The organism is Pseudomonas plecoglossicida NBRC 103162 = DSM 15088, assembly GCF_000730665.1.
GTDB lineage: Bacteria > Pseudomonadota > Gammaproteobacteria > Pseudomonadales > Pseudomonadaceae > Aquipseudomonas > Aquipseudomonas plecoglossicida.
In genome coordinates, this window is sequence record NZ_BBIV01000053.1 from 16030 (window position 1) to 41154 (window position 25125).

General features: G+C 63.8%; 25 protein-coding genes and 1 tRNA gene. 5 read left to right on the forward strand and 21 right to left on the reverse strand.

Features of this window, described 5'->3' with window-relative positions:
• Nucleotides 1-66 precede the first annotated feature (66 nt).
• The 6 genes from acpP to PPL01S_RS24925 all read right to left on the reverse strand — a co-directional run bounded on the left by acpP (nt 67) and on the right by PPL01S_RS24925 (nt 4066).
• Nucleotides 67-303: an acyl carrier protein gene (acpP, locus tag PPL01S_RS22005; protein WP_016391229.1), complete on the reverse strand. Its 237-nt coding sequence runs from the start codon at nt 301-303 to the stop codon at nt 67-69.
• Nucleotides 304-506: 203 nt separating this feature from the next.
• Entirely contained in the window at nt 507-1247 is a 741-nt protein-coding gene (gene fabG, locus PPL01S_RS22010) for a 3-oxoacyl-ACP reductase FabG (RefSeq protein ID WP_016391230.1), read from the reverse strand.
• Between the two features lie 15 nt (nt 1248-1262).
• On the reverse strand, nt 1263-2201 hold the full coding sequence (gene fabD, locus PPL01S_RS22015) for an ACP S-malonyltransferase (RefSeq protein WP_028626101.1): 939 nt from the start codon (nt 2199-2201) through the stop codon (nt 1263-1265).
• Nucleotides 2202-2328: 127 nt separating this feature from the next.
• Nucleotides 2329-3339 (reverse strand): phosphate acyltransferase PlsX, encoded by a 1011-nt coding sequence (gene plsX / locus PPL01S_RS22020; protein WP_028626100.1) that lies wholly within the window; start codon nt 3337-3339, stop codon nt 2329-2331.
• A gap of 3 nt (nt 3340-3342) precedes the next feature.
• Complete coding sequence (gene rpmF, locus PPL01S_RS22025; RefSeq protein ID WP_010223221.1) at nt 3343-3525, reverse strand: 50S ribosomal protein L32; 183 nt, start codon at nt 3523-3525, stop codon at nt 3343-3345.
• 13 nt (nt 3526-3538) lie between these two features.
• The gene (locus PPL01S_RS24925; protein ID WP_016391233.1) at nt 3539-4066 is read right to left on the reverse strand and encodes a YceD family protein; all 528 of its coding nucleotides are present in this window, start codon (nt 4064-4066) and stop codon (nt 3539-3541) included.
• A 96-nt stretch (nt 4067-4162) separates the two neighbouring features.
• On the opposite strand from PPL01S_RS24925, the gene PPL01S_RS22035 reads away from it, so the two are divergent.
• Nucleotides 4163-4741: a Maf family protein gene (locus tag PPL01S_RS22035; protein ID WP_028626099.1), complete on the forward strand. Its 579-nt coding sequence runs from the start codon at nt 4163-4165 to the stop codon at nt 4739-4741.
• A 57-nt stretch (nt 4742-4798) separates the two neighbouring features.
• Here PPL01S_RS22035 and PPL01S_RS22040 read toward each other — a convergent pair whose 3' ends face one another.
• The 3 genes from PPL01S_RS22040 to rluC are packed head-to-tail and all read right to left on the reverse strand — an operon-like array spanning nt 4799 to nt 7431.
• Complete coding sequence (locus PPL01S_RS22040) at nt 4799-5788, reverse strand: S49 family peptidase (protein ID WP_016391235.1); 990 nt, start codon at nt 5786-5788, stop codon at nt 4799-4801.
• A gap of 2 nt (nt 5789-5790) precedes the next feature.
• Nucleotides 5791-6471 (reverse strand): HAD family hydrolase, encoded by a 681-nt coding sequence (locus PPL01S_RS22045; protein ID WP_016391236.1) that lies wholly within the window; start codon nt 6469-6471, stop codon nt 5791-5793.
• A 3-nt stretch (nt 6472-6474) separates the two neighbouring features.
• Entirely contained in the window at nt 6475-7431 is a 957-nt protein-coding gene (rluC, locus tag PPL01S_RS22050; RefSeq protein WP_016391237.1) for a 23S rRNA pseudouridine(955/2504/2580) synthase RluC, read from the reverse strand.
• An 800-nt stretch (nt 7432-8231) separates the two neighbouring features.
• Here rluC and rne point away from each other — a divergent pair.
• Complete coding sequence (gene rne / locus PPL01S_RS22055) at nt 8232-11462, forward strand: ribonuclease E (protein WP_028626098.1); 3231 nt, start codon at nt 8232-8234, stop codon at nt 11460-11462.
• Nucleotides 11463-11642: 180 nt separating this feature from the next.
• Here the strand turns inward: rne and murB are convergent, their stop codons facing one another.
• From murB to PPL01S_RS22095, 8 genes are read right to left on the reverse strand one after another with little or no spacing between them, the layout of a single operon-like run.
• Nucleotides 11643-12662: a UDP-N-acetylmuramate dehydrogenase gene (murB, locus tag PPL01S_RS22060; RefSeq protein WP_028626097.1), complete on the reverse strand. Its 1020-nt coding sequence runs from the start codon at nt 12660-12662 to the stop codon at nt 11643-11645.
• The gene (locus tag PPL01S_RS22065; protein WP_016391240.1) at nt 12659-13123 is read right to left on the reverse strand and encodes a low molecular weight protein-tyrosine-phosphatase; all 465 of its coding nucleotides are present in this window, start codon (nt 13121-13123) and stop codon (nt 12659-12661) included. The genes murB and PPL01S_RS22065 overlap by 4 nt, the downstream gene beginning before the upstream one ends.
• A complete protein-coding gene (gene kdsB / locus PPL01S_RS22070; protein WP_016391241.1) occupies nt 13123-13887 on the reverse strand; it encodes a 3-deoxy-manno-octulosonate cytidylyltransferase in 765 nt (254 codons plus the stop codon). The genes PPL01S_RS22065 and kdsB overlap by 1 nt, the downstream gene beginning before the upstream one ends.
• Complete coding sequence (locus PPL01S_RS22075; RefSeq protein ID WP_003247142.1) at nt 13884-14069, reverse strand: Trm112 family protein; 186 nt, start codon at nt 14067-14069, stop codon at nt 13884-13886. The genes kdsB and PPL01S_RS22075 overlap by 4 nt, the downstream gene beginning before the upstream one ends.
• Before the next feature lie 44 nt (nt 14070-14113).
• Entirely contained in the window at nt 14114-15121 is a 1008-nt protein-coding gene (gene lpxK / locus PPL01S_RS22080; RefSeq protein ID WP_016391242.1) for a tetraacyldisaccharide 4'-kinase, read from the reverse strand.
• A complete protein-coding gene (pocB, locus tag PPL01S_RS22085) occupies nt 15121-15555 on the reverse strand; it encodes a flagellar polar localization protein PocB (RefSeq protein ID WP_016391243.1) in 435 nt (144 codons plus the stop codon). Before pocB ends, lpxK begins: the two co-directional genes overlap by 1 nt.
• Entirely contained in the window at nt 15552-16187 is a 636-nt protein-coding gene (gene pocA / locus PPL01S_RS22090) for a flagellar polar localization protein PocA (protein WP_016391244.1), read from the reverse strand. Before pocA ends, pocB begins: the two co-directional genes overlap by 4 nt.
• 54 nt (nt 16188-16241) lie before the next feature.
• Nucleotides 16242-18479, reverse strand: coding sequence for a DNA internalization-related competence protein ComEC/Rec2 (locus tag PPL01S_RS22095; RefSeq protein ID WP_016391245.1), 2238 nt, complete (start codon nt 18477-18479; stop codon nt 16242-16244).
• Between the two features lie 142 nt (nt 18480-18621).
• Here PPL01S_RS22095 and PPL01S_RS24935 point away from each other — a divergent pair, with 142 nt between their 5' ends.
• The gene (locus tag PPL01S_RS24935) at nt 18622-19248 is read left to right on the forward strand and encodes a DUF2062 domain-containing protein (protein ID WP_116131208.1); all 627 of its coding nucleotides are present in this window, start codon (nt 18622-18624) and stop codon (nt 19246-19248) included.
• On the opposite strand, the gene PPL01S_RS22100 is transcribed toward PPL01S_RS24935, so the two are convergent.
• The 3 genes from PPL01S_RS22100 to PPL01S_RS22110 all read right to left on the reverse strand — a co-directional run bounded on the left by PPL01S_RS22100 (nt 19132) and on the right by PPL01S_RS22110 (nt 21599).
• Nucleotides 19132-19911 (reverse strand): ABC transporter permease, encoded by a 780-nt coding sequence (locus tag PPL01S_RS22100; RefSeq protein WP_008096461.1) that lies wholly within the window; start codon nt 19909-19911, stop codon nt 19132-19134. The two genes, PPL01S_RS24935 and PPL01S_RS22100, sit on opposite strands and share 117 nt — an antisense overlap.
• Nucleotides 19908-20840, reverse strand: a complete 933-nt coding sequence (locus PPL01S_RS22105; protein WP_016391248.1) for an ABC transporter ATP-binding protein — start codon at nt 20838-20840, stop codon at nt 19908-19910. The genes PPL01S_RS22100 and PPL01S_RS22105 overlap by 4 nt, the downstream gene beginning before the upstream one ends.
• A 135-nt stretch (nt 20841-20975) precedes the next feature.
• The gene (locus PPL01S_RS22110; protein ID WP_028626096.1) at nt 20976-21599 is read right to left on the reverse strand and encodes a glutathione S-transferase; all 624 of its coding nucleotides are present in this window, start codon (nt 21597-21599) and stop codon (nt 20976-20978) included.
• Between the two features lie 273 nt (nt 21600-21872).
• Here PPL01S_RS22110 and PPL01S_RS22115 point away from each other — a divergent pair, with 273 nt between their 5' ends.
• Both PPL01S_RS22115 and PPL01S_RS22120 read left to right on the forward strand, forming a co-directional pair.
• Entirely contained in the window at nt 21873-24320 is a 2448-nt protein-coding gene (locus PPL01S_RS22115; protein WP_016391250.1) for an acyl-CoA dehydrogenase, read from the forward strand.
• Nucleotides 24321-24448: 128 nt separating this feature from the next.
• On the forward strand, nt 24449-24859 hold the full coding sequence (locus PPL01S_RS22120) for a PA2817 family protein (RefSeq protein ID WP_016391919.1): 411 nt from the start codon (nt 24449-24451) through the stop codon (nt 24857-24859).
• A gap of 103 nt (nt 24860-24962) precedes the next feature.
• Here PPL01S_RS22120 and PPL01S_RS22125 read toward each other — a convergent pair.
• Nucleotides 24963-25038 (reverse strand) — tRNA-Gly (locus PPL01S_RS22125).
• Nucleotides 25039-25125 lie beyond the last annotated feature (87 nt).

The following is a 25125-nucleotide window of genomic DNA, read 5'->3' on the forward strand; positions in this document are numbered from 1 at the left end:
AGAAAAAACCGCACGCCGGCAAAGGCAGTGCGGTTTTTCTCGTCAGGAAGCGACGACTACAGCGTCTTAGGCCTTGTGGCTGTTGACGTAGTCGATGGCTGCTTGAACGGTAGTGATCTTCTCGGCTTCTTCGTCAGGGATTTCGGTCTCGAATTCCTCTTCCAGAGCCATCACCAGCTCAACGGTGTCAAGCGAATCGGCACCCAGGTCATCGACGAAGGAAGCCTCGTTCTTGACTTCCTCTTCCTTGACGCCCAGTTGCTCGGCGACGATTTTCTTGACGCGTTCTTCGATGGTGCTCATACCTAGTTTTCACTCCTAATGGACATATGTCAGGCAGCTGGCCGGTGACCAAGTTTATAGAAAGACGTTCGCTTTTCAAGCGGAACGCACTTTCGGATTAGACACCCAACCCCCTGCCTGGAATCTGGTTGCAGCTTTATAACGGATTTTAGGCTCGGAGTATGACTCTTTTTTTAAGCAATCCGTCACATTGAGTTGCAGCGTTACATGTACATCCCGCCGTTGACCGGCACGGTGGCACCGGTAACGTAGCCTGCGCCGTCGGACGCCAGGAAGGAAACCACCTTGGCGATTTCGTCAGCCTGGCCCAGGCGGCCCAGCGGAATCTGGGTCTGCAGGGCTTCGCGCTGTGCTTCTGGCAGCTCGCGCGTCATGTCGGTGTCGATGAAGCCCGGAGTCACCGAGTTGACGGTGATGCCACGCGAACCCACTTCACGCGCCAGCGCACGACTGAAGCCTTCGAGGCCCGCCTTGGCGGCCGCGTAGTTGGCCTGACCGGCGTTGCCCATGGCACCGACGACAGAGCCGATGCTGATGATACGACCCCAACGCGCCTTGGTCATGCCACGCAGCACGCCCTTGGACAAACGGTAGAGGCTGTTCAGGTTGGTGTCGATCACGTCGAACCACTCGTCGTCCTTCATGCGCAGCATGAGGTTGTCACGGGTGATGCCGGCGTTGTTGACCAGGATCAACGGTGCGCCGAACTGCTCGCCAATGGCGGCCAGCACTGCCTCGACGGACTCGGCGCTGGTGACGTTCAATTCCATGCCGGTACCGGCAATGCCGTGCTCTTTCAGGGTCGCGGCGATGCGCTCGGCGCCGGACGCCGAAGTGGCAGTACCGATCACGATCACGCCCTGGCGGCCCAGTTCGAGGGCGATGGCCTGGCCGATGCCACGGCTGGCGCCGGTAACCAATGCAACTTTACCTTGCAGGCTCATGCAAGCTTCTCCAATTCAGGCCAGCGCCGCACGGGTGGCGGCGACGGCATCAGGGGTATTGAGGTTGTAGGTGGTGACGCCGTCGGCGCAACGCTTGTTCAGGCCGGCCAGGACCTTGCCCGGGCCGCACTCGACCAGATTGACGGCACCGTTGGCCGCCAGGGCCTGCACGCACTCGACCCAGCGTACCGGCTGGTACAGCTGCGCCAGCAGGTCGTGCTTGAGCGCATCGAGGTCGGCGGCGACGGCGGCGGTGACGTTCTGCACCACCGGAATTTGCGGGGCCTTCCACTCGATGGCGTTGATCGATTCGGCAAAACGCTCGGCGGCCGGCTCCATCAGGGCGCAGTGCGACGGCACGCTGACTGGCAGCGGCAGGGCGCGCTTGGCGCCGGCCTCTTTGCACAGCTCGATGGCGCGATCCACTGCCGCCTTGTTGCCCGCAATCACAACCTGGCCCGGGGAGTTGAAGTTGACTGCACTGACCACCTGGTCTTCAGCTGCCTTGGCACAAATCTCGACTACGACAGCGTCGTCCAGGCCGAGAATCGCAGCCATGGCGCCGTGACCAGCAGGCACGGCTTCCTGCATCAGCTCGCCACGGCGCTTGACCAGCTTCACCGCATCCTTGAGCGACAGGCTGCCGGCAGCGACAAGGGCACTGTACTCACCCAGGCTGTGACCGGAAACGAAAGCCGGCTGCGCACCACCCTCTTCCAGCCACAGGCGCCACAGCGCGATGGAAGCAGTGAGGATCGCTGGCTGGGTCTTGTCGGTTTGATTGAGTTGTTCTTCCGGACCTTCCTGGACCAGCTTCCACAGGTCGTAACCCAGAGCGTCGGAGGCTTCCTTGAAGGTCTCAACGATCACCGGCTTTTCGGCGCCCAGCTCCTTGAGCATGCCCAGCGACTGGGAACCTTGACCGGGAAAGACGAATGCGAGGGATGCAGACATTGAACAAGCCCTTATGATCTTGTCGTCGAATGGGGTGCGCCCGGCCGCGAGCCAGGCGCAGGGTATGAAATCTTGGATGGTATCGAAAACTGCGCGGTCACATTTAAGCACTTCATCGGTGAAATGCCTAAGGCAGCAAGTCTTCGAGGCGGCCGTGCAGGCGTTGCGGCAGGTTCTCCTGGATCTCGATCAGCGCCCGCTGGATCGCACTCTGGAACCCTTCCACACCTGCCGAGCCATGGCTCTTGATGACGATGCCCTGCAAGCCAAGGAAACTCGCGCCATTGTGGCGTGCCGGCGCCAGATCGGCCTTCAGGCGCTTGAGCAAAGGCATGGCCAAGGCCCCCGCCACCCTCGACAAGGCACCCCCCTTGAACAGCCGCTCGATGCGCACGCCGATCATGGTCGCCAGCCCTTCGCTGGACTTGAGCAGGATGTTGCCGACGAACCCGTCGCACACCACCACATCCGCCTCCCCGCGATACAAGCCATCACCTTCGACGTAGCCAACATAATTGAGGCCGCGGGCGTTCTGCAACAGCGTGGCAGCCAGCTTGACCTGCTGGTTGCCCTTGATGTCCTCGGTACCGATGTTCAGCAGCGCAACGCGCGGACGATGCACACCGAGGGCCTGGGCAGCCACCGAACCCATCACGGCGAACTGGTAGAGGTTTTCCGCACTGCAATCGACATTGGCGCCAAGGTCGAGCAGCTGGCAGTAACCCGCCTGGGTCGGGATCGCCGCGACCATGGCCGGCCGATCGATGCCGGGCAATGTCTTGAGCACGTAACGCGACAGCGCCATCAACGCCCCGGTATTGCCGGCACTCACGCAGGCCTGGGCCTTGCCGTCACGCACCAGTTCAAGGGCAATGCGCATCGACGAATCCGGCTTGCCCCGCAGCGCCTGCGAAGGACGCTCGTCCATCCCGATCACCTCACTGGCGGCGACGATTTGCAGGCGCGCGCGATCCGCAGCTGCAAGGCCGCTGACAAGATCTTCAAGGAGGGAGGGTTGACCGACGAGGGTCAGGTGAAGCGAGGGAGTAGCCGAAAGGCAGGCAATGCTAGCCTGGACAATGCTGCGGGGACCGAAGTCCCCGCCCATTGCGTCGATCGCGATGATCTGAGCGGACAAGGATTACTCGTCAGCGCCCTTGTCGATCACTTTGCGACCACGGTATACGCCTTCTGGCGAAACGTGGTGACGCAGGTGTACTTCACCGGTGGTTTTCTCTACCGACAGCGCGTTTTCCGACAGGGCGTCGTGGGAACGGCGCATGTCACGGGCAGAGCGGGATTTTTTGTTCTGCTGAACAGCCATAATTGATTAACTCCTAAACGTTTGGGTCACGCTTTAACTGCGCCAAAACACTGAACGGGTTGGACCGCGATACCTCGTCCTTGCTCGAATCGGGCTCGTCTGCGCCCGCCGGCTGCTGGCATTCTTCCGGATGATGAGCAGGCACGATGGGCAAGGCGAGCAGAAGCTCCTCCTCGATCAAGGCCTGCAGATCCAAAGGATCTTCGCCCAGTTCCAGCACGTCATAGCCTTTCGGCAACGACTGGGTATTCGCACCCTCCTTCACCACAGCGTACGTACATTCGCTGTGAATCGGCAGGGTGACCAGCTCAAGACAACGCTGGCAAACCATCTTGACCTCGACGTCCAGCTCGCTGTGGATAACCACCACGTGCTGCTCATCTCGTTCAAAATCGAACTTCGCCTGCACCGTACCGACATTGTCGGAAAGCGGGTCGCAGAGTCTATCCAAATCAGCGAGTTGCAGCGAACCGTTAAGGGTTACGCCACGATCGGCTAATTTGCGCGGGTCAACGTGAGGTGGAATCGGGTCATTCAACATAGGCGCAGCATTCTAGGGATGCCCCCCGCCCCTGTCAAAGGAAATTCGGCGGCATCTCGCATGTTAGAATCGGGTTCAACTGACCAGGAGTCTACCATGCTGCCTCTCTTGCTGGCTTCCAGCTCTGCCTACCGGCGCGAACTGCTTGCGCGCCTGCGCCTGCCCTTCACCTGGGCAAGCCCCGACCTAGACGAGCGGCGCCTGGATGACGAGCCGGCTTCGGCGCTGGTACGGCGACTCGCCAGGCAGAAGGCAGAAGCACTGGCCGGCAGCCATCCCGGACACCTGATCATTGGCTCCGACCAGGTCGCCGTGCTGGGCGAACAGATCCTCGGCAAGCCGCACACCTTCGAGCGCGCCTGCGAGCAACTGCTGGAGGCGAGCGGACAGCAGGTCACCTTCCTTACCGGACTGGCCCTGCTGAACAGCGCCACAGGGCACTGCCAGGTCGACTGCGTACCGTTTACCGTGACGATGCGGGAACTGGACCGGGAACGCGTGGAGCGCTATGTGGCGGCCGAGCAGCCACTGGATTGCGCAGGCAGCTTCAAGGCGGAGGGATTGGGGGTGAGCCTGTTCCAGAGCACCCACGGGTGCGATGCGACCAGCCTGATCGGGCTGCCGTTGATTCGGTTGGTGGATATGCTGAACAAGGAAGGGGTGATGATTCCCTGAGAATGCGTCGACCTCATCGCCGGCAAGCCGGCTTGCCGGCGATGAGGCCGGAACAGATCAGCGCAGGACAGGCCCCTGGAAGCCCATCCACATGGCCAGACGCTCGGCCACGCTGGCGCCGATCCGCTTGGAGAAGCGATCGAACGGCGATTCCTGGACGGTGAAGTCCACCAGCTCCTTCTCGCCAACGATCTCGCGCGCCACGTAACTGGCGCTACCCAGGCCATCCACCAACCCCAGCGCCTTGGCCTGCTCGCCCGTCCATATCAGGCCGCTGAACAGCTCCGGATGCTCCTTGTCCTTCAGGCGATCACCGCGCCCCTGCTTGACCATCGCAATGAACTGCTGGTGCGTGGTATTCAGCACCCCCTGCCAGAACACTCGCTCTTCCGGCTTCTCCGGCGAGAACGGATCAAGGAAGGCCTTGTGCTCGCCTGCCGTGTAGGTGCGCCGCTCGACCCCCAGCTTCTCCATCGAACCGACAAAACCATAGCCGGCCGCTGTCACGCCAATGGAACCAACCAGGCTGGCCTTGTCGGCGTAGATCTCATCCGCCGCACTGGCGATGTAGTAGGCACCGGAAGCACCCAGGTCGGAAATCACCGCATACAGCTTGATATCCGGATATTCGGCGCGCAGGCGGCGGATCTCGTCATACACATAGCCCGCCTGCACAGGGCTGCCGCCCGGGCTGTTGATGCGCATCACCACAGCTTTGGTCTTAGGGTCCTTGAAGGCTGCACGCAGGCTCTTGACGATATTGTCGGCACTGGCTGCCTCCTGGTCGGCAATGACCCCGCGCACCTCCACCAGCGCCGTATGGCTACCGCTGAGCGACGCGGCCTTGTCCACATCCATGAACGGCAGGAACAGGGCAAGCAGACCGAACAGATAGACGAAGGTCAACAGCTTGAAGAAAATCCCCCAGCGCCGCGCCCGACGCTGCTCCTGAACCCCGGCCAGCAAGGTCTTTTCCAACAGTTTCCAGCTCTTGCGCTCTTCGCGCTCATCGGGCTCGGACTCAGGCGCCTTCCACTCGTCAGCCATGCTCACCTACCTTGGAATTGCAGTTGCTTGGAACCGGCCAGCCACTCGCGCAGCTGGGAGAAATGATCGATACATACCTGCGGGCCGAATTCGGCCAACGCCTGCAGCGACATCGCACCATAGCCCACAGCCACCGAGTGCATGCCGGCATTGCTGGCCATCTGCAGATCGAACGCCGAGTCGCCGATCATCAGAGCGCGACCAGGCTCGACGCCACAATGGCCAAGAATCTCTTCGAGCATCAACGGGTACGGCTTGCCTCGCGTCTCGTCGGCGGCACGGGTGATATCGAAGAACTGCTCCCAACCATTGGCCTTGAGCACCCGATCGAGGCCACGACGCGCCTTGCCGGTGGCCACCGCCAGGCGATAGCCCTGGGCACGGAAGGCATCCAGCGATTCGACCACACCCTCGAACAGCGGCGAAGGCTGCTGATCGAGCGCCATGTAGATATCGGCATAGTGCTGGCGAAAGACTTCCACCTGGCCTGGCTCAAGATGTGGATACAGCGTCGAAATGGCCTCACCGAGCGCCAGGCCGATGATGCCCTTCACCGCTCGTTCATCGCTCCGCGCCTCACCGGCACGGTCGGCCGCGGCATTCATGGCCTCGACGATACGACCAATGGAGTCGGCCAGGGTGCCATCCCAATCGAAGATCAGCAGCTCATACGGTTTTTTCATGGATCACGACGCACTCAGGCGCTCGACGGTTTTCGCCCAGACTTCGTCCACCGGCGCTTCCAGCTTGAGCTCGCCGCCATCGGGCAGCGGCACGGTCAAGGCATAGGCATGCAGGAACAGGCGCTTGCCGCCCAGCTCACGAATCTCGCGACTGAAATCCTCGTCGCCGTACTTGCTGTCGCCGGCAATCATGTGCCCGGCATGCAGGGTATGCACACGGATCTGGTGGGTCCGACCGGTAATCGGCCGGGCCTCGACGATGGTGGCGAACTCACCGAAACGGCGCAGTACGCGGAACAGGGTCAGCGCTTCCTTGCCCTCGTCGTTCACCTCGACCATGCGCTCGCCCGAACGCAGGTTGCTCTTGAGCAGCGGCGCATTCACCTGTTTCTTGGCGGTTGGCCAATGACCACGCACCAACGCCATGTAGCGCTTGTCGACGCCATCGCCACGCAAGGCCGCATGCAGATGGCGCAGCATGCTGCGCTTCTTGGCGATCATCAGCAGGCCCGAGGTATCGCGGTCCAGGCGGTGCACCAGCTCCAGCTCCTTGGCATCCGGACGCAGCTGACGCAGCGCCTCGATCACACCGAAGCTCAGGCCGCTACCGCCGTGCACGGCGATGCCGGCGGGCTTGTTCATCACGATCAGCGCCTTGTCTTCGTAGACGATGGCCGCCTCCAGGCGCTGCAACAGCCCCTGGGCGACCGGTGCCGGCTCGTCGCGCTCCGGCAAGCGGACGGGCGGTACACGCACGATGTCGCCGGCCTGCAGCTTGTACTCGGGCTTGACGCGGCCTTTGTTGACCCGCACCTCGCCTTTGCGCAGGATGCGGTAGACCAGCGTCTTGGGCACGCCCTTGAGCGCGGTGATGAGGAAATTGTCGATGCGTTGGCCGGCAAGCTCCGGCGCGACTTCGATCAGCTTTACGCCGGAAGTCGGAGGGGTATTGGTCGTCATTGCGGGATCATAACAATTTTTTATGGAATTGAAGCACTTAATCATTACTGCTATAGTCGCGAACGCCGCCAAAAGCGGCAGGCCAGCGGCACCAGGCCCTTGGCCGGTCCCTGACCAACGCAATTCTGCAGGACGCGAGGCCGTCCTACGGGGTTTTCGCCAGTTTACCGAATTGCCTGGAATCGCCACCAGCGCTGTGTAGAGAAGACCGAAAAAAACGACAAGTGTGGTTTTTCGCCTGCTTACCCGATTCTTTTCGCCGCACCTCTGCCCGCCCCGTCGCTTCCACGCAACGCCCGGCGAATGCTTCGGAAATACCTGCCTTGGACATGTAATGGCGCCAGCTCCTCGTTCGGAGCTGGCGAAAAATGCAACCCGTTGCGGATTCAGCGCGCGGCAGCACCCGAATTATCAGGGATACGTGCAGGGTGGAGATGCACAGCCCTCGGACCGTGTAGCACCGAGTCCGGCCACCGGCCCACTGACATGGCCGGCGAGCGGATAAGGTCCTGAACAGATGCCCTCGGGCGTCCACGGCTGACGGTTGATTCCTCCTCCTGACTGAGTGCACGAGGCCCGCTTGGTTGATTCGGATACCCATTCGAAGCCACCGGGGCCTGGTAGGCACCGCAGCAAACAGGACGCGTCGTCGCGACAACGGCAGGCTGGGCAACCGGCTGGTGCCGAACGTTGCTCGACACGGGGGTGGCCCGGCCACCCTTTGCGCACCTTGGCACCGACCATGAGAAGTCGTGTGTGCCGAACGCCGTTTCCGGCAGCCCGGAAACCGACGGTACAACATGAAAAGAATGCTGATTAACGCAACTCAACCCGAAGAGTTGCGTGTAGCCCTGGTGGACGGCCAACGTCTCTACGACCTGGACATCGAGTCCGGCGCGCGCGAGCAGAAAAAGGCCAACATCTACAAAGGCAAGATCACCCGGATCGAGCCCAGCCTCGAAGCGGCCTTCGTCGACTTCGGCTCTGAACGTCACGGCTTCCTGCCGCTGAAGGAAATCTCCCGCGAATACTTCAAGAAAGCCCCTGAAGGCCGCGTCAACATCAAGGAAGTCCTGAGCGAAGGCCAGGAAGTCATCGTCCAGGTCGAGAAGGAAGAGCGCGGCAACAAAGGCGCCGCCCTGACCACCTTCATCAGCCTGGCGGGCCGCTACCTGGTGCTGATGCCCAACAACCCGCGTGCCGGCGGTATCTCCCGCCGCATCGAAGGCGAAGAGCGCAACGAACTGCGCGAAGCCCTCAACGGCCTGACCGTACCAGGCGACATGGGCCTGATCGTGCGCACCGCAGGCCTTGGCCGCAGCAGCGAAGAAATGCAGTGGGACCTCGACTACCTGCTGCAGCTGTGGACTGCCATCAAGGAAGCCTCCCTGGACCGCGCTGCGCCATTCCTGATCTACCAGGAAAGCAACGTCATCATCCGCGCCATTCGCGACTACCTGCGCCAGGACATCGGCGAAGTGCTGATCGACAGCATCGACGCCCAGGAAGAAGCCCTGACCTTCATCCGTCAGGTGATGCCGCAATACGCCAGCAAGGTGAAGCTGTACGAAGACAGCGTGCCACTGTTCAACCGCTTCCAGATCGAAAGCCAGATCGAAACCGCCTTCCAGCGCGTGGTCGACCTGCCATCCGGCGGCTCGATCGTGATCGACCCGACCGAGGCACTGGTTTCCATCGACATCAACTCGGCGCGCGCCACCAAGGGCAGCGACATCGAAGAAACCGCCCTGCAGACCAACCTGGAAGCGGCCGAGGAAATCGCCCGCCAGCTGCGCCTGCGTGACATCGGCGGCCTGATCGTCATCGACTTCATCGACATGACCCCGGCGAAGAACCAGCGCGCCGTGGAAGAGCGCGTGCGCGAATGCCTGGAGGCCGACCGCGCCCGTGTCCAGGTAGGCCGCATCTCGCGCTTCGGCCTGCTGGAAATGTCCCGTCAGCGCCTGCGCCCGTCGCTGGGCGAAAGCAGCGGCATCGTCTGCCCACGCTGCTCCGGCACCGGCATCATCCGTGACGTCGAATCGCTGTCGCTGGCAATCCTGCGTCTGATCGAAGAAGAAGCCCTCAAAGACCGCACCGCCGAAGTACGGGCACAGGTGCCGATCCCGGTGGCGGCCTTCCTGCTCAACGAGAAGCGCAACTCGATCACCAAGATCGAACTGCGCACCCGTGCGCGCATCATCATCCTGCCGAACGATCACCTGGAAACCCCGCACTTTGAAGTCCAGCGCCTGCGCGACGACAATCCGGAAGTGCTGAACAACCAGTCCAGCTACGAAATCGCCGCATCGGAAACCGAAGAGGCGCCGCTGCCGACCGCCACCCGCACCCTGGTACGCCAGGAAGCCGCGGTGAAGACCGCACCAGCCCGCGCCAACGCGCCGGTACCGACCACCGAAGAAGAGCAGCCTGCCGCACCCGCAGCACCCGCAGCACCTGCGCCGAGCGTGCCGGAGCCAAGCCTGTTCAAGGGCCTGGTCAAGTCGCTGGTCAGCCTGTTCGCCGGCAAGGATGAACCTGTCGCCGCTCCGGCCGTGGTCACCGAAAAGCCTGCCACCGAGCGCACGCCGCGCAACGAAGAGCGTCGCAACGGCCGCCAGCAGAGCCGCAACCGTAACGGCCGTCGTGACGAAGAGCGCAAACCGCGCGAGGAGCGTGCCGAGCGCGCCCCGCGTGAAGAGCGCCAGCCTCGCGAAGAGCGTGCCCCACGTGAAGAACGCGCCCCACGCGAAGAGCGGGCACCACGCCAGCCACGCGAAGACCGCCGCGGCAACCGTGAAGAGCGCCCGGTTCGCGAACTGCGCGAGCCACTGGACGCTGCACCGGTCGCCCGCGAAGAGCGCCAGCCACGCGAGGAGCGTGCACCTCGTGAAGAACGCGTAGCCCGCGAAGAGCGAGCGCCGCGTGAAGAGCGCACACCACGCGAAGAACGCGCCCCACGTGAAGAGCGTGCCCCGCGTGAAGAGCGTGCCCCTCGCGAGGAACGCGCTCCGCGTGAAGAACGTGCACCTCGCGAGGAACGCGCCCCACGTGAAGAACGCGCCCCACGCGAAGAGCGTCAACCACGCCCGCCGCGCGAAGAGCGTCAGCCACGTGCAACCGAACAGGCCGCCGAGCAGGCTGCCGAGCTCGCCGAAGAGCAATTGCCGAACGAAGAACTGCTGCAGGACGAGCAGGAAGGTGTCGATGGCGAGCGTCCGCGCCGCCGCTCCCGTGGCCAACGTCGCCGCAGCAACCGTCGTGAACGTCAGCGCAATGCCAATGGCGAGTTGATCGAAGGCAGCGAAGACGATGGCAGCGAAGAGCAGCCACAGCATCAGGCCACCGAACTGGGTGCAGAACTCGCCGCCGGCCTGACCGTCACCGCCGCAGTCGCCAGCAGCAACATCAGTGCCGGTGCCGAGGCTGAAGCCAACCAGCAGGCCGAACGCGCCACTGCCGATACAGCCGTCACCGACAACAGCGAAGCCCCGGTCGAGCAGGTCGAAGCCGCTGTCCAGGCCGAGGAAACCGTGATCGCGCCTGTGGTCGAGCAACCTGTCAGCCAGCCTGCTGCCGTGGTCGAGGCTAGCGCCGAGCCTGTGGTCGAAGCTGCACCGCAGCCCGTTGTCGAAGCCGAACCTGCACCTGCCGCCGAGCCGGTTGTAGTTGCCCAGGCACCGGCAATCGAGGCCGGTGAAGCCGAGAAGGCCCCGGTCGCCTTCGAAGCTGCACCTGCGGCAGAGCCCGCTCCAGTCGTCGAAGCTCAACCAGAAGTGGTTGCCGAGCCTGCCCCGGTCACTGTCGAAGTAGCGCCTGTCGCTGCAGAGCCAGCCCCGGAAGAAGCACCGGCAGTGGTCGAAGCCGCTACCGTCATGCTGCCCAATGGCCGCGCACCGAACGACCCACGTGAAGTACGTCGCCGCAAGCGTGAAGCCGAGGCTGCCGCCAAGGCCGCTCAGGAAGTTGCAACTGCAGCCGACGAGCCTGCGCTGGAAACCGCCGATGAGCACAAGCCACATCACGGTTGATAGCAACGGCTGAATGAAAAAGCCCCGCCAGTGCGAACTGGCGGGGCTTTTTCTTGGTTGGATGTTTTGCGTTGACTGCACCGGCCTCATCGCCGGCAAGCCGGCTCCCACATGAAAGAGTGCAGTGCAATACCTGTGGGAACCGGCTTGCCGGCGATGAGGCCGGTACAGGCGCAGCGATCAGTAAAGGTTGGGCTCCATCTCCAGCTCGACCCCGAATCGCTGCAGAACATCAGCCTGGATACGCTGTGCCAGCGCATGCATCTGCCCCCCGCTCGCCTGACCATAATTGACCAGTACCAGCGATTGCAGCTTGTGCACCCCGGCATCGCCCTCGCGATAACCCTTCCATCCCGCCTGTTCGATCAACCACCCCGCCGCCAGCTTCACCTGGCCATCGGCCTGAGGATAAGCCACCACACCTGCATATCGGGCACGAATCCGCTCCACTCGCTCGGCAGACACCACCGGGTTCTTGAAGAAACTCCCCGCATTACCCAGTTCGGCCGGATCAGGCAATTTCTCGCGGCGAATGCTGCAGATGGCATCGCTGATCGCCTGGCCAGTCGGCTGCCCGACGCCCTGCTCCAGCAAACGCTGACGCACCGGGCCGTAGTCCAGGTGCGCCTGCAGAACACGGCTCAGGGCAAAGCGCACGCGCAGGATCAACCAACGGCCAGGGTTGCGCTTGAACAGGCTGTCGCGGTATCCGAAGGCGCATTCATCCAGGTCGAAATTGCGCAGCTCACCCGTTTCCCGGTCGAGTGCGGTCAGCCCGACGAACACGTCCTTGATCTCCACGCCATAGGCACCGACGTTCTGCATCGGCGCGGCCCCCACGGTGCCCGGGATCAGGCTGAGGTTTTCCAGGCCACAGTAGCCTTGCGCCAGCGACCATTGCACGAACGGATGCCAGGCTTCGCCCGCTTCGGCCTCGACCACCACCCGCTCGCCATCATCGCTCAGCACCCAGCGGCCCTGGCTGGCCATATGCAGCACCAGCGCGTCGACATCACGGGTCAGCAGCAGGTTGCTGCCGCCGCCGATCACCATCACAGGCACCCCCATCTGCTGCGCCTGGGCCAACGCTTCACGCACTTCCTCATCATTGTGGGCCTGGGTGAAATACCGGGCGCTCACGTCGATGCCGAAGGTGTTGTAGGGCTTGAGCGACACCTGCCCTTGCCATCGCGCTGTCATAACCGCCCCTTGATTTCCACGACCAGCTCACGGCAGGCTGCCTCGATCAGGTCCAGCACTTGCTCGAAACCGTCGGAACCGCCGTAGTACGGGTCCGGCACCTCGTCGAGGGCAGCGCCATAGCGGCGCAGGAACAAATCGAGCTCGCCGACCGCAGTCTGCGGGCGCATGGCCTGCAGGTGGCCGAGATTGCTTTCGTCCATGGCCAGGACCAGGTCGTACTCGGCAAAATGCGCCACCTTGACCTGCTGGGCTCGCTGCGCCGAGAGGTCGTAACCCCTGGCCAGCGCGGCCTTGCAGGTGCGGCTGTCGGGCGCCTTGCCGACATGCCAGTCGCCGGTGCCGGCAGAGGCCACGTGCACCTGTTCGGCCAGCCCTGCGACCTGCAGTTGATGGCGCAACACACCTTCGGCGGTGGGCGAGCGGCAGATATTGCCCAGGCACACGAACAGAACGCGCATCAGGCCTCCAACAAGCGCCGCACGCGCTCCAGGTCTTCGGGAGTATCCACGCCCACGGCCGGCGCTTCGATGGCATCTTCGACATGGATACGTACGCCATGCCACAGGGCGCGCAGCTGCTCCAGCGACTCGGTCTGCTCGAGCCAGCATGGACCCCAGCTGACGAAGTCCTGGAGAAAGCCCACGCGGTAGGCATACATGCCGATATGGCGGCGATACGGCACGCCTTCCGGCAGTTGGTTGCGGTCCTTGGCGAAGGCATCGCGCGCCCACGGCAACGGTGCACGGCTGAAGGTCAACGCCAGGCCGTTCTTGTCGCTGACCACCTTGACCGCATTGGGATTGAACACGGTTTCCGGCTCGTGGATCGGCTCGGCCAGGGTGGCGATGCCCGCTTCCGGGTGAGCGGCCAGGTTGCTGGCCACCTGGTCGATGATCACCGGCGGAATCAGCGGTTCGTCACCCTGCACGTTGACCACGATGGCATCGGCGGGCAGGCCGAGCTGCGCGGCCACTTCGGCCAGGCGATCAGTGCCCGATTCATGATCGGCGCGGGTCAACAGCACTTCACCGCCAAACGCCTGGCACGCCTCGACGATGCTGGCGTCGTCGGTGGCAATGACCACGCGACTGGCGCCGCTCTTGCGCGCCTGTTCCCAGACGTGCTGGACCATCGGCTTGCCGGCGATCATCAGCAGCGGTTTGCCCGGCAGGCGCGTGGAACGCAGGCGGGCGGGAATCACCACGGTGAAGTCGATACTCATTTGTCCAGACGCTCATCGTCGGTCAGGGTGCGAGCCTCACTTTCCAGCATCACCGGGATGCCGTCGCGAATCGGATAGGCCAAGCCTGCGCCCTTGCTGATCAGCTCGGTCTTGTCGGCGCTGAGCTTGAGCGGGCCCTTGGTGATCGGGCAGGCCAGGATGTCGAGCAGTTTGGTGTCCATGGAAGCTTCCTTGAGGCCAGGTGGCCGGAAAATAGAAAACGGGCTCAGGGCGTGCACTGCGCCAGCAGGCGTTGCAGCTGGCTGTCGAACCAGGCGACGAAGGCCGCCGTGGGCTGCGCCTCGACGGCCAGGTACCACCAGTCATCGGCGGCAAAAGCCCGGCATTTCACCGCATCCTTTTCGGTCATGACCAGCGGCAGTGGCGGGTTGAACGCCAGGCGTTCGGCGCTGAACTCGGCGTGGTCGGCGAAGGGATGCGGTACCGGCTGCCAGTTTAGCCCCAGCAGGGTATTGAAGAAACGTTGCGGGTTGCCGATACCGGCAACCGCGTGCAGGCGTTGGCCTGCCGGGAACACGTCCAGCGCGCGTCGCTCGCCGCTGCGCAGGTTGACCAGGGCACTGGGCTGCAAACGGAAGGCGAAGCCATCGGGGCGATCAGCCTTGGCGCCATTGAACAGCACCGCATCCGCTTCCTGCAGGCGCTCGGCCGGCTCACGCAGAGGCCCGGCCGGCAGGCAGCGGCCATTTCCAAGGCCGCGGGCGGCGTCGATCAGCACCAGCTCCAGATCACGCGCCAGGCGGTAGTGCTGCATGCCGTCATCACACAGGATCAGGTCCAGCGGCTCGCTGGCCAACAGCGCCTGTACGGCGCGCGAACGGTCGGGGTCGATCATCAGCGGCACGCCGGTGCGCTGGACGATCAGCAGCGGTTCGTCGCCAGCCTGGCCGGCAGGCTGATGCGCCTCGACGCGCCAGGGCAATTGCGGCGGCTTGGCACCATAACCGCGGCTGACCACCCCGACCTTCAGCCCCTGCTTTCGGCAATGCTCGATCAGCCAGAGGATCATCGGCGTCTTGCCGGTCCCACCAATGGTGATATTGCCCACCACGATGACCGGCACCGGGGCCCGATAGCTGGCGCTTTCGCCACTGAGATAACGCGCACGCTTGCGCATGACCACACGGCGGTACAACGCCTCGAGCGGACGCAGCAGGGCCAGCGCCGGATGCCCGGCATACCAGGCAGCCAACAGACGGTCGGCGAGCGCCATCAAGGTGTGCCCTGGGCCGCCTCGACGGTGGTCATGCGCAGGTGGCTGAAACCGAGCTTGCCGGCAGCATCCATCGCGGTGATCACGGCCTGGTGCGGGGTCTTGCCGTCGGCGCTGATTGCGAATGGCAACGTAGTATCGCCTCCGGACTCACGCTCGATGGCCTCGGTCAGGGTGGCCAGGTCGCTCTTGGGCAGCAGGTGGTTGTTCACCGAATAGACGCCCTCGGCGCTGATGGTGACCTCCACCAGCTTGTCCTGATCCGCCGGCGGCTGTTCGGCGCTGGCGGCCTCGGGCAGCTCGACGCGCAACTGCGTCTCACGGGTAAAGGTGGTGGTGACCACGAAGAACAGCAGCAGGACGAACACCACATCGATCAGCGACGCCAGGTTGATGTCGACGTTCTCCCGCTGGCGATTGCGCCGGAACTTCACGCCTTGCCTCCGGCCACTTCGACTTCACGGTCGCCCTGGATGACTTCCACCAGCTTGATCGCTTCCTGCTCCATGCCCACCACCAGCTCGTCGATGCGACGCAGCAGGAAGCGATGGAAGAACACGGCGGGGATACCCACCATCAAGCCGGCGGCGGTGGTGACCAGGGCCTTGGAGATACCCCCTGCCAGCACGGCGGCGTTAGCAGTCATCTGCGAGCCCATGAAGGCGCTGAAGATGTCGATCATGCCCAGCACGGTGCCCAGCAGGCCTAGCAGCGGGGCCATTGCGGCAATGGTGCCGAGGGTGCTGATGTAGCGCTCGAGTTCGTGGATGACCCGCGAGGCGGCTTCTTCGATGCACTCTTTCATGATCTCGCGACCATGGCGCGAGTTGGCCAGGCCTGCCGCGAGGATCTCGCCCAACGGCGAGTCGGCGCGCAGGGCCTTGAGCTTGTCACTGGTGAGTTGCTTGTCCTTGATCCACATCCACACCTGGCCGAGCAGGTGCGGTGGCGTGACACGGCTGGCGCGCAGGGTCCACAGGCGCTCGACGACGATAGCCATGGCAGCGATGGAACTCAGAATGATCGGCAGCATCATCCAACCACCGGACTTGACCAATTCCCACACAGTAAACGCCCCTTTGGAAAAAGGCCGCCACTCTACCATACGCGCGCCAGGGGCTCATCTGCCGAAGGTCAGGGAATTGCCCTCGCGCCAGAAGCGCCGCTGCCCGCGCACGCCCTCGACCTCGCCCTGGCTGCCCAGCAGCAGGCGCAACGCGCCCTCCACCGCCGTATCGTGAATCGCCAGGCCATGGCGCCGATAGCGCTCCATCACCTGTTCATGGGGGTGCCCGAAGCCATTGTTGCGCCCCCTGGAAATCATCACCCCGCGCGGCGCCGTGGCACGGATGAACGCTTCTGTGGATGAACTGCGGCTGCCATGGTGCGGCGCCTGCAGCCAATCGATCGCCGGCGCTTCGATGGCTGCCAGCCAGGCCTGCTCGGCACCGGCCTCCATGTCACCCGCCAGCAGCAGGCGTTCGCCACGCGCCTCGACCAACAGCACGCAGGAACGATCGTTACTGCCCTGCCCGTCGGCCCACTGCCAGAGCGAAAAGCGCACGCCATCCCATTCCCAGCCCTCGTGACCGAGGCACGGCTGCGCCGACAACGAACTGGCGAGGGCCCGCGGCTCGCCACCCAGTACCTGCGCTACCGGCAATCCGCGAGCGACCGCCAACGCTCCACCCGCATGATCGGCGTGGGCATGGCTGATCACCATCAGGTCCAACTGCCGCACACCCAACTTGTAGAGGGTCGGCAGCACCACCCGCTCGCCAAGGTCAAGGTCGCCCCGCGCCGGGCCCGCGTCGTACAGCAACGTGTGCTCTCGCGTGCGCAGCAGCACCGCCAGGCCCTGGCCGACGTCCAACTGCCAGACCTCGACCAATCCATGCGGCACGGGCTCCCTGGGCACCCACAAAGCAAGCAGCATGACACCGCCCAGTCCGCGCAAGGGCACACCGGTGGGCAGCAGGACCAGCAGCGCGCCCAGGCACACCAGCATCCAGGCCCACAGCGGCAATGCTGGCGGAACCCAGGCAGGCCGCCACTGCGCAATAACCCCCAGCAACCCGAACAAGCCATCGAGCATGGCGCCCGCCAGCCACAACAGCGCCTCGCCCACACCAGCCAGCGGCAACAGCAGGGTACCGAGCAAGGCCAACGGCAATACCGCCAGGCTGATCCAGGGCACAGCCACCAGGTTGGCCAATGGCGCGCTCAGGCTGATCGGCAGCCCGGTAGCCAGCAGCACCGGCAGCAAACCGATAGCGATCACCCACTGGGCGCGGGTCCACGCCTGCCAGGGGCGCCAGCCGCCGAGGCGGGCACTGAAGCAGTAGACGAGGGTTGCCACCGCCGCGAAGGACAGCCAGAAACCCGGCAGCAGGGCGGCCAGGGGCTCGACGATCAGCACCAGGTTCAGTGCAACCAGCAAGGGAAAGAACGCCCCCAGGTGACGAAAGCGCAAGCGCCACAACAGCACCACCGCCAACATCAGGCAGGCACGCTGCACCGGCACCCCGCCACCGGCCAACCAGCCGTAGGCCAGGGCCGCCGACAATGCCAGGGCGCATGCCCAAGGCAGCCACGGCAGTCGCCGAGGCCACAGCCCCCAACGCGCCAAGCCGGCCACCAGCGCATAGAGCAGTCCGGCCACCAGGCCGATGTGCTGCCCCGAAATCACCAGCAGGTGCACCGTGCCCGTGGCCTGCAGCACTTGCCAATCGCTGCGGGCCAGCCCGCCACCGTCGCCGAGCACCAGCGCCACCAATGCCGCTTCCCGGCCGTTGGCATCGATGGCCAGCAAACGCTGGCGCAGGGTATCGCGCCAGCTTGGCGCTTGCGCATCGAGCACCTGCCCTGCCTTGACCGTTGCGCTGGCGCCAATTCGCCGCGCCAGCAATTGCGCCTCGCGATCAGGCCCATGGGGGTTCAGCAGCCCCGCTGGGCGCTGCAAGCTTACCGCCAGGCGCCAGCGCTCGCCCGCCCGCACCGGCGGGCCATCGAACCAGCTCAGCTGCAGCCGGGCGGGCAACTCGGCACGGCGCGAAACGGGGTGTTCGAGGACGAAGCGCGTGCCCTGCCCTGTCGCGGTCGGCAGCCCGACCACCGTCCCTTCCACCCACAGGGTGCGGCCATCCAGCAGCGGCGCCAGGCGATCATCCAACGCCTGCTGCGCCGACCAACCGGCCCAGCACAAACCGAGCAGGAAACAACCCACCGGCCAGCCACGCGTGCGCAGGCACAGCAGGCCGCTGCACAGCAACAGCCACAGCCATCCGACCGACGGCAATACGGGTAACAGACCCGGGCACAGCAGCCCGAGTGCCAGCGCAAGCATCCCTGTGCGCATGAGGTAGAGCTCCAGAAGCACAATCGCCTACTGAGGCTTAGCTGAAATACCGACCTGGCTCGCTCAACAATTGTCACAAACTCTGAACGAGCCGGAGATTGAATCAAGGCATACTGCCCCGATCCACGCTCCAGGAGCCTACATGCCGCGCCGACTTTTCAAACGGTACATGCCGGATCCAGCCAGCATTCGGGAACACAAGTCCCTGCGCTTTTTCGGCAAACTGCTGCATGACCCGAACCTCTGGCACCTGAACCGCCATTCGGTGGCGCGGGCAATGGGGGTAGGCCTTTTCGCGGCGCTGATCCCGATTCCCATGCAGATGCTGCTGGCGGTGGCGCTGGCCATCCCGGTACGCGGCAACCTGCCGATCGCGGTGAGTCTGGTCTGGCTGACCAACCCACTGACCATGCCGCCGGTATTCTTCGTCACCTACATGACCGGCGCATGGCTGATGCAGCTGCCACCCCGCACGCTGCCCGACGAACTGACCTTCGAGTGGATCACCGACCAGCTGGCAACGCTGTGGCAGCCGTTCTTGCTGGGCTCGGTGGTATGCGGGGTGGTGCTGGGTATCGTCGCCTACTTCACCACCATGCTGTACTGGCGCTGGTGGGTTGGCCGGCAGTGGCGCCGGCGCAAGCAGAAGGCTTCAGGCACGCATGCCGCGGCCGCTGACCAGCAGACGCACGCACAGCACGTAGAGCACTGCGGTGGCCACCAGCATGAAGGTGATCGCCGTGCCAATGCTGATGTCCGACACCCCTAGGATGCCGTAGCGGAACGAGTTGACCATGTGCAGCACCGGGTTGGCCAGCGACACGGTCTGCCAGAACGGCGGCAGCAGGTTGATCGAGTAGAACACCCCGCCCAGGTAGGTCAGCGGTGTCAGCACGAAGGTCGGGATGATCGAGATATCGTCGAAGTTACGCGCAAAGACGGCGTTGACGAAGCCCAGCAGCGAGAAGATCGTGGCGGTCAGCAGCACCACGACCACGGTCACACCCAGATGATGCACCTGCAGATGCGTGAAGAACATCGACAGGATGGTCACGATCACGCCGACCGCCAGACCGCGCAGCACGCCGCCCATCACGTAGCCCACGAGGATGATGTGCGGCGACACCGGCGACACCATCAACTCCTCGATCGAGCGCTGGAACTTGCTGCCGAAGAAGCTCGACACCACGTTGCCGTAGGAGTTGGTGATGACCGACATCATGATCAGCCCCGGCACGATGTATTCCATGTAGGTGAAGCCACCCATGTCACCGATCTGCCGGCCGATCAGGTTACCGAAGATGACGAAGTACAGGACCATGGTGATCGCCGGTGGCAGCAAGGTCTGTGGCCAGATGCGCAGGAAGCGGCGCACTTCACGGTAGACGATGGTATTCAGGGCGACCCAGTTGGTGCGCAGTTCCACACTCATACGGCCACCTTCGACAGGTTCTTTTCCACCAGGGACACGAACAGCTCCTCGAGTCGGTTGGTCTTGTTGCGCAGGCTCAGCACCTCGATGTTCTGCAGCGCCAGCTGGCCGAACAGCGCAGTGATGCCGATGTCCTTCTCCACCTGCACCTCCAGGGTGTGCGGTGTCAGCAGGCGGCAGGGGTAGCCTTGCAGGGTCGGTGCCTGGGCCAGGTCCTGCTTGAGGTCAAGCACGAAGGTCTCCACGTGCAGCTTGCCCAACAGCTTGCGCATGCTGGTGTTCTCGACGATGGTGCCGTGGTCGATGATGCCGATGTTGCGACACAACTGCTCGGCCTCTTCCAGGTAGTGGGTGGTGAGGATGATGGTGATGCCCTTCTGGTTGAGCTCGGTGAGGAAGCTCCACATCGAACGGCGCAGCTCGATGTCCACCCCGGAGGTCGGTTCGTCGAGAATCAGCAGGCGCGGCTCGTGGATCAGCGCCCGGGCGATCATCAAGCGACGCTTCATGCCGCCGGAAAGCGAACGCGACTGCACGTCACGCTTGTCCCACAACCCCAGTTGGGTCAGGTACTGCTCGGCGCGCTCCTTGGCCAGCTTGGGCGGGATGCCGTAGTAACCGGCCTGGGTGACGAGGATATCGAAGGTTTTCTCGAACTGGTTGAAGTTGAACTCCTGCGGCACCACGCCCAGGCAACGCTTGAGCGCGGCGGGTTCACCGTCCAGGTCGTGGCCGAACACGTTCACCGTGCCGCTGGTCTTGTTGACCAGGGTCGAGAGGATGCCGATGGTGGTGGACTTGCCGGCGCCATTGGGGCCTAGCAAGGCGAAGAAGTCACCTTCGGCAACCTCCAGGTCGATGCCCTTGAGGGCCTGGAAGCCGTTGCCGTAGGTCTTGGTCAGCTGTCGGATGGACAGGGCGGAACTCATAGCGGGTCACGTACCGAGTAAAGAATGGTTCAGGACACGCCAGGTAAAGTCACTGGCGCAGTGAGTTCGGCCATGGTGCAAGGCCAGGCCGCACAAGTACAGTCACATCTATTGATAATGACTATCGAAGCAGGTTCAGGTGAGCGCCGTCATTACCGCCGCCTGGTAGGCCGGGCGCGCCCTCAGTCGCTCGTACCAGGCCTCGAGGTGGTACATGGCCGGACGTTCGATGGGCATCTCGAACCACGCGTAGACAAAGCTACCCAGTGGGATGTCGCCCATGCCGATCTGATCACCGGAAAGGTAAGGCTGGCGGGCCAAGGTTTCATCGGCAATCGCCAGCAACTGCGCGCACTGCTTGTGAGCAGCGTTGATCGCCACCCAGTCGCGCTGTTCCTCGGGCGTGCGCAGCAGGCCCCAGAACAGCGGGCGAAACGGGGTGGCGAAAGACGAGGTGGTCCAGTCCATCCACTTGTCGGCGAGGGCGCGCTGGCGTGGGTCGCCCAGGTACCAGCCCTGCTCGGCGCCATACTCGGCACAGAGGTAGCGGACGATGGTGTTGGACTCCCACAGCACCAGGTCGCCGTCCTCGAGCATGGGCACCAGGCCGTTGGGGTTGAGGGCGCGATAATGCGGCTCGTTGACCACGCCAAAGGCGCCGCCGGCGTCGATGGACTCGAAATCCAGGCCCAGCTCGTGGGCGATCCACAGCGCCTTGCGCACATTGCTCGAATTCTTGCGGCCCCAGATCTTCAGCATGGCAACGTCCTTATGAAATGCGGTGGGCGGACAGTCTACTCCAGAGCTCTGTCGCCTGTACTGGCCCGATCGCCGGCAAGTCGGCTCCCACAGGTTCAGGTGCGGCGGGCCTCCCGTGGGAGCCGACTTGCAGGCGATCGGGCCGGTAAAGGCGCAGATGAACTGAAACTCCCACCGCCACACCCTGTCACTGTTCTGACACCGACGCCCACTGCTTAGCGTCTAAGCTCTGTGGGACGGCCAAAGCCCCCCTGGTTCCAAGGAGGACCGATTATGTTGCTGTTGTGGTTGGTGGTACTGGTGATCGGCGCGGCGTACCTCACGCACCGGCGTCTGGCACCCTTGCAGATACTGGGCATCATGGCGGCCTATGTGCTGCTGATGGGCATTTTCAGCAGCGCCCCCGGCTGGCTGCTGACCCTGATCTGGATCGTGCTGGCATTGAAGATCGCCCTGGTGGCGCTGCCCGAGTGGCGGCGCAAGGTGTTCACCGGCCCGGTGTTCAACTGGTTCCAGCGCACCCTGCCGCCGATGTCGCAGACCGAACGCGAAGCGATCGACGCCGGCACCGTCTGGTGGGATGGCGAGCTGTTCAGCGGCCGCCCCGACTGGCGCACCCTGCTCGATTACCCTGCGCCGAAGCTGAGCGATGAAGAGCAGGCATTCATCGACGGGCCAACCGAACAACTGTGCGCGATGGTCAGCGACTGGCAAATCGGCCAGGACCTCGACTTGCCCGCAGAAGCCTGGGCCTTCATCAAGGAGCACGGCTTCTTCGCCCTGATCATCCCCAAGGAGTACGGCGGCAAGGGTTTCTCCGCCTACGCCCACTCCCAGGTGGCGATGAAGCTGGCCACCCGCAGCGGCGACCTGGCCTCCACGGTGATGGTCCCCAACTCCCTGGGCCCGGCCGAGCTGCTGCTGCACTACGGCACCGACGAACAGCGCAACCACTACCTGCCCCGCCTGGCCCACGGCGATGAAATCCCCTGCTTCGCCCTCACCGGTCCGTTGGCCGGTTCCGACGCCGGCGCCATGCCCGACACCGGCGTCATCTGCAAGGGCCAGTGGCAAGGTGAAGAAGTCATCGGCCTGCGCCTGAACTGGGAAAAGCGCTACATCACCCTCGGCCCGGTAGCCACGCTGCTCGGCCTGGCATTCAAGGCCTACGACCCGGAACACCTGCTCGGCGAAGAGGAAGAACTGGGCATCAGCCTGGCGCTGATCCCCACCGACACCCCCGGCGTGGAAATCGGCAAGCGCCACCTGCCCCTCGGCGCTGCCTTCATGAACGGCCCCAACAGCGGCAAGGACGTGTTCGTGCCGCTGGATCTGCTCATCGGCGGCCAGGCCATGCTCGGCAAGGGCTGGATGATGCTGATGAACTGCCTGTCGGTGGGCCGCTCCATCTCGCTGCCCGCCGTCGGGACAGGCGCCGCCAAGTACACCAGCCTGGTCACCGGTCAGTACGCCAATATCCGCGAACAGTTCAACGTGCCACTGGCGGCCTTCGAGGGCATCCAGGAGTCGATGGCGCGCATCGGCGGCAACGCCTGGCTGATGGACAGTGCCCGCTTGCTGACCGCCAAGGCGGTGGACCTGGGGGAAAAACCGTCGGTGCTGTCGGCGATCCTCAAGTATCACCTGACCGAACGCGGCCGCGAATGCATCCAGCACGCCATGGATGTGCATGGCGGCAAGGGCATCATCATGGGCCCGAACAACTACCTGGGGCGTAACTGGCAGGGTGCGCCGATCTTCATCACGGTCGAGGGGGCCAACATCCTCTCGCGCAACCTGATGATCTTCGGCCAGGGCGCCATTCGCTGCCACCCGTTCGTGCTCAGGGAAATGGCCCTGGCCGGGCGTGAAGACCGCGACCAGGCGCTCAGGGAGTTCGACGATTTGCTGATGAAGCACATCATGTTCGCCGTCGGCAACGCCGCCAGCACACTGATATTCGGGCTGGGCCTGGGGCGGCTGGAAAAAGTGCCGGGGGATGCGTTGAGCCAAGGTTACTTCCGTGCCCTCAACCGCCAGGCCGCCGCGTTCGCCCTGCTGGCAGACCTGTCGATGATGTTGCTGGGCGGAGCGCTCAAACGCCGGGAACGGCTGAGTGCAAGACTGGGTGATGTGCTCAGCCACCTGTACCTGTCGTCGGCCGCGCTCAAGCGCTACCACGACCTGGGCTCGCCGGAACATATGCGGCCACTGCTGCGCTGGGCCATGGAAGAGAGCCTGGGCCAGGCAGAACGTGCGCTGGACCGTCTGCTGGACAACTTCCCCAACCGTTTCGTCGGCTGTGCGCTGCGGGTGCTGGCGTTCCCGTTTGGCCGACGTCACACCGGCCCGAGCGATGAACTGGATGCCGAAGTGGCAGCGCTGATCGGCCGCAGCAAGGGTGACCCGGCACTCGAGGAGTTGCTCGCCGGCTGCTTCAGGCCGCAGGCCGAAGGCGACCCGGTGGCGGCTCTGCAGCGGGCGAGCGATTTGCTGGATGAAGCAGTACCGTTGCACAAGGCACTGCATCAGGCGATCAAGGACGGCAAGCTGAAACCGGCACCCGGGCAATCGGCGATCGATGCGGCGATCGAACACGGTGTGCTGCAGCCAGGTGAAGGCCAGCGGCTGCATGAGGCAGAGAAGGCCCGCCGTCTGGTGATCGATGTGGATGCGTTCGACAAGGAAGAGTTGTTGCCTGCGCGGGGCAAGGTTCGCTGATACAGGGGGGCCGCTTTGCGGCCCATTCGCCGGCAAGCCGGCTCCCACAGGAGCGGAGTGCATCCCCATACCCGCCCCAACCGGCGTATACTCCGCCCCCCCGTTTCAACCACCCGAGGTCCGCCACCATGGCCAACCCCCATCTGGAATACCACCTGCAACTGCTCAATCACCTGCGCACCATTCTGGTCGCTCTGGGTGAAGCCGACCAGGTACCGGAGGAAAGCCACGCCCTGTTCCTCGAACGCTTCGACGAGTTGCTGACCCTGCTGCCGCAGGACCCGCTGGAAAGCCAGTACCTGGGTCAGGACCTGATCTGCCAGGTGATCCAGCGCTACCCGCAGATCGCCCACCTGGTGCCCCGCGACCTTTTGTGGTTCTTCGCCGGCGACTGCCTGCACTTCATGCCCGACGAGGAGTTGGAGATGTACCAGCAACTGGAAGAGCGTCGCTATGAAGCCGAGCAGAATGACGAACCCTTCGACTGGCACCTGGAAAAGCAACTGATGAGCACGCCTTCCCAGGGCGGCACGCACTGATCATGCCATGAAGTTGCGCTGAAACAGGCGCAACTTCTGCCCAGGGCCCATTGTGCAGGGCAAAAAAAAAACGCCACCTCGTAAGAGATGGCGTTTTCTGATTTGGAGCGGGAAACGAGACTCGAACTCGCGACCCCGACCTTGGCAAGGTCGTGCTCTACCAACTGAGCTATTCCCGCAATTTGAAGCTTTACCGCTAATCGACGTGAAGCGCCATGAAGACCTTCACCACCACTGCACCGTGCGAACGCCACAGTATTTAAACT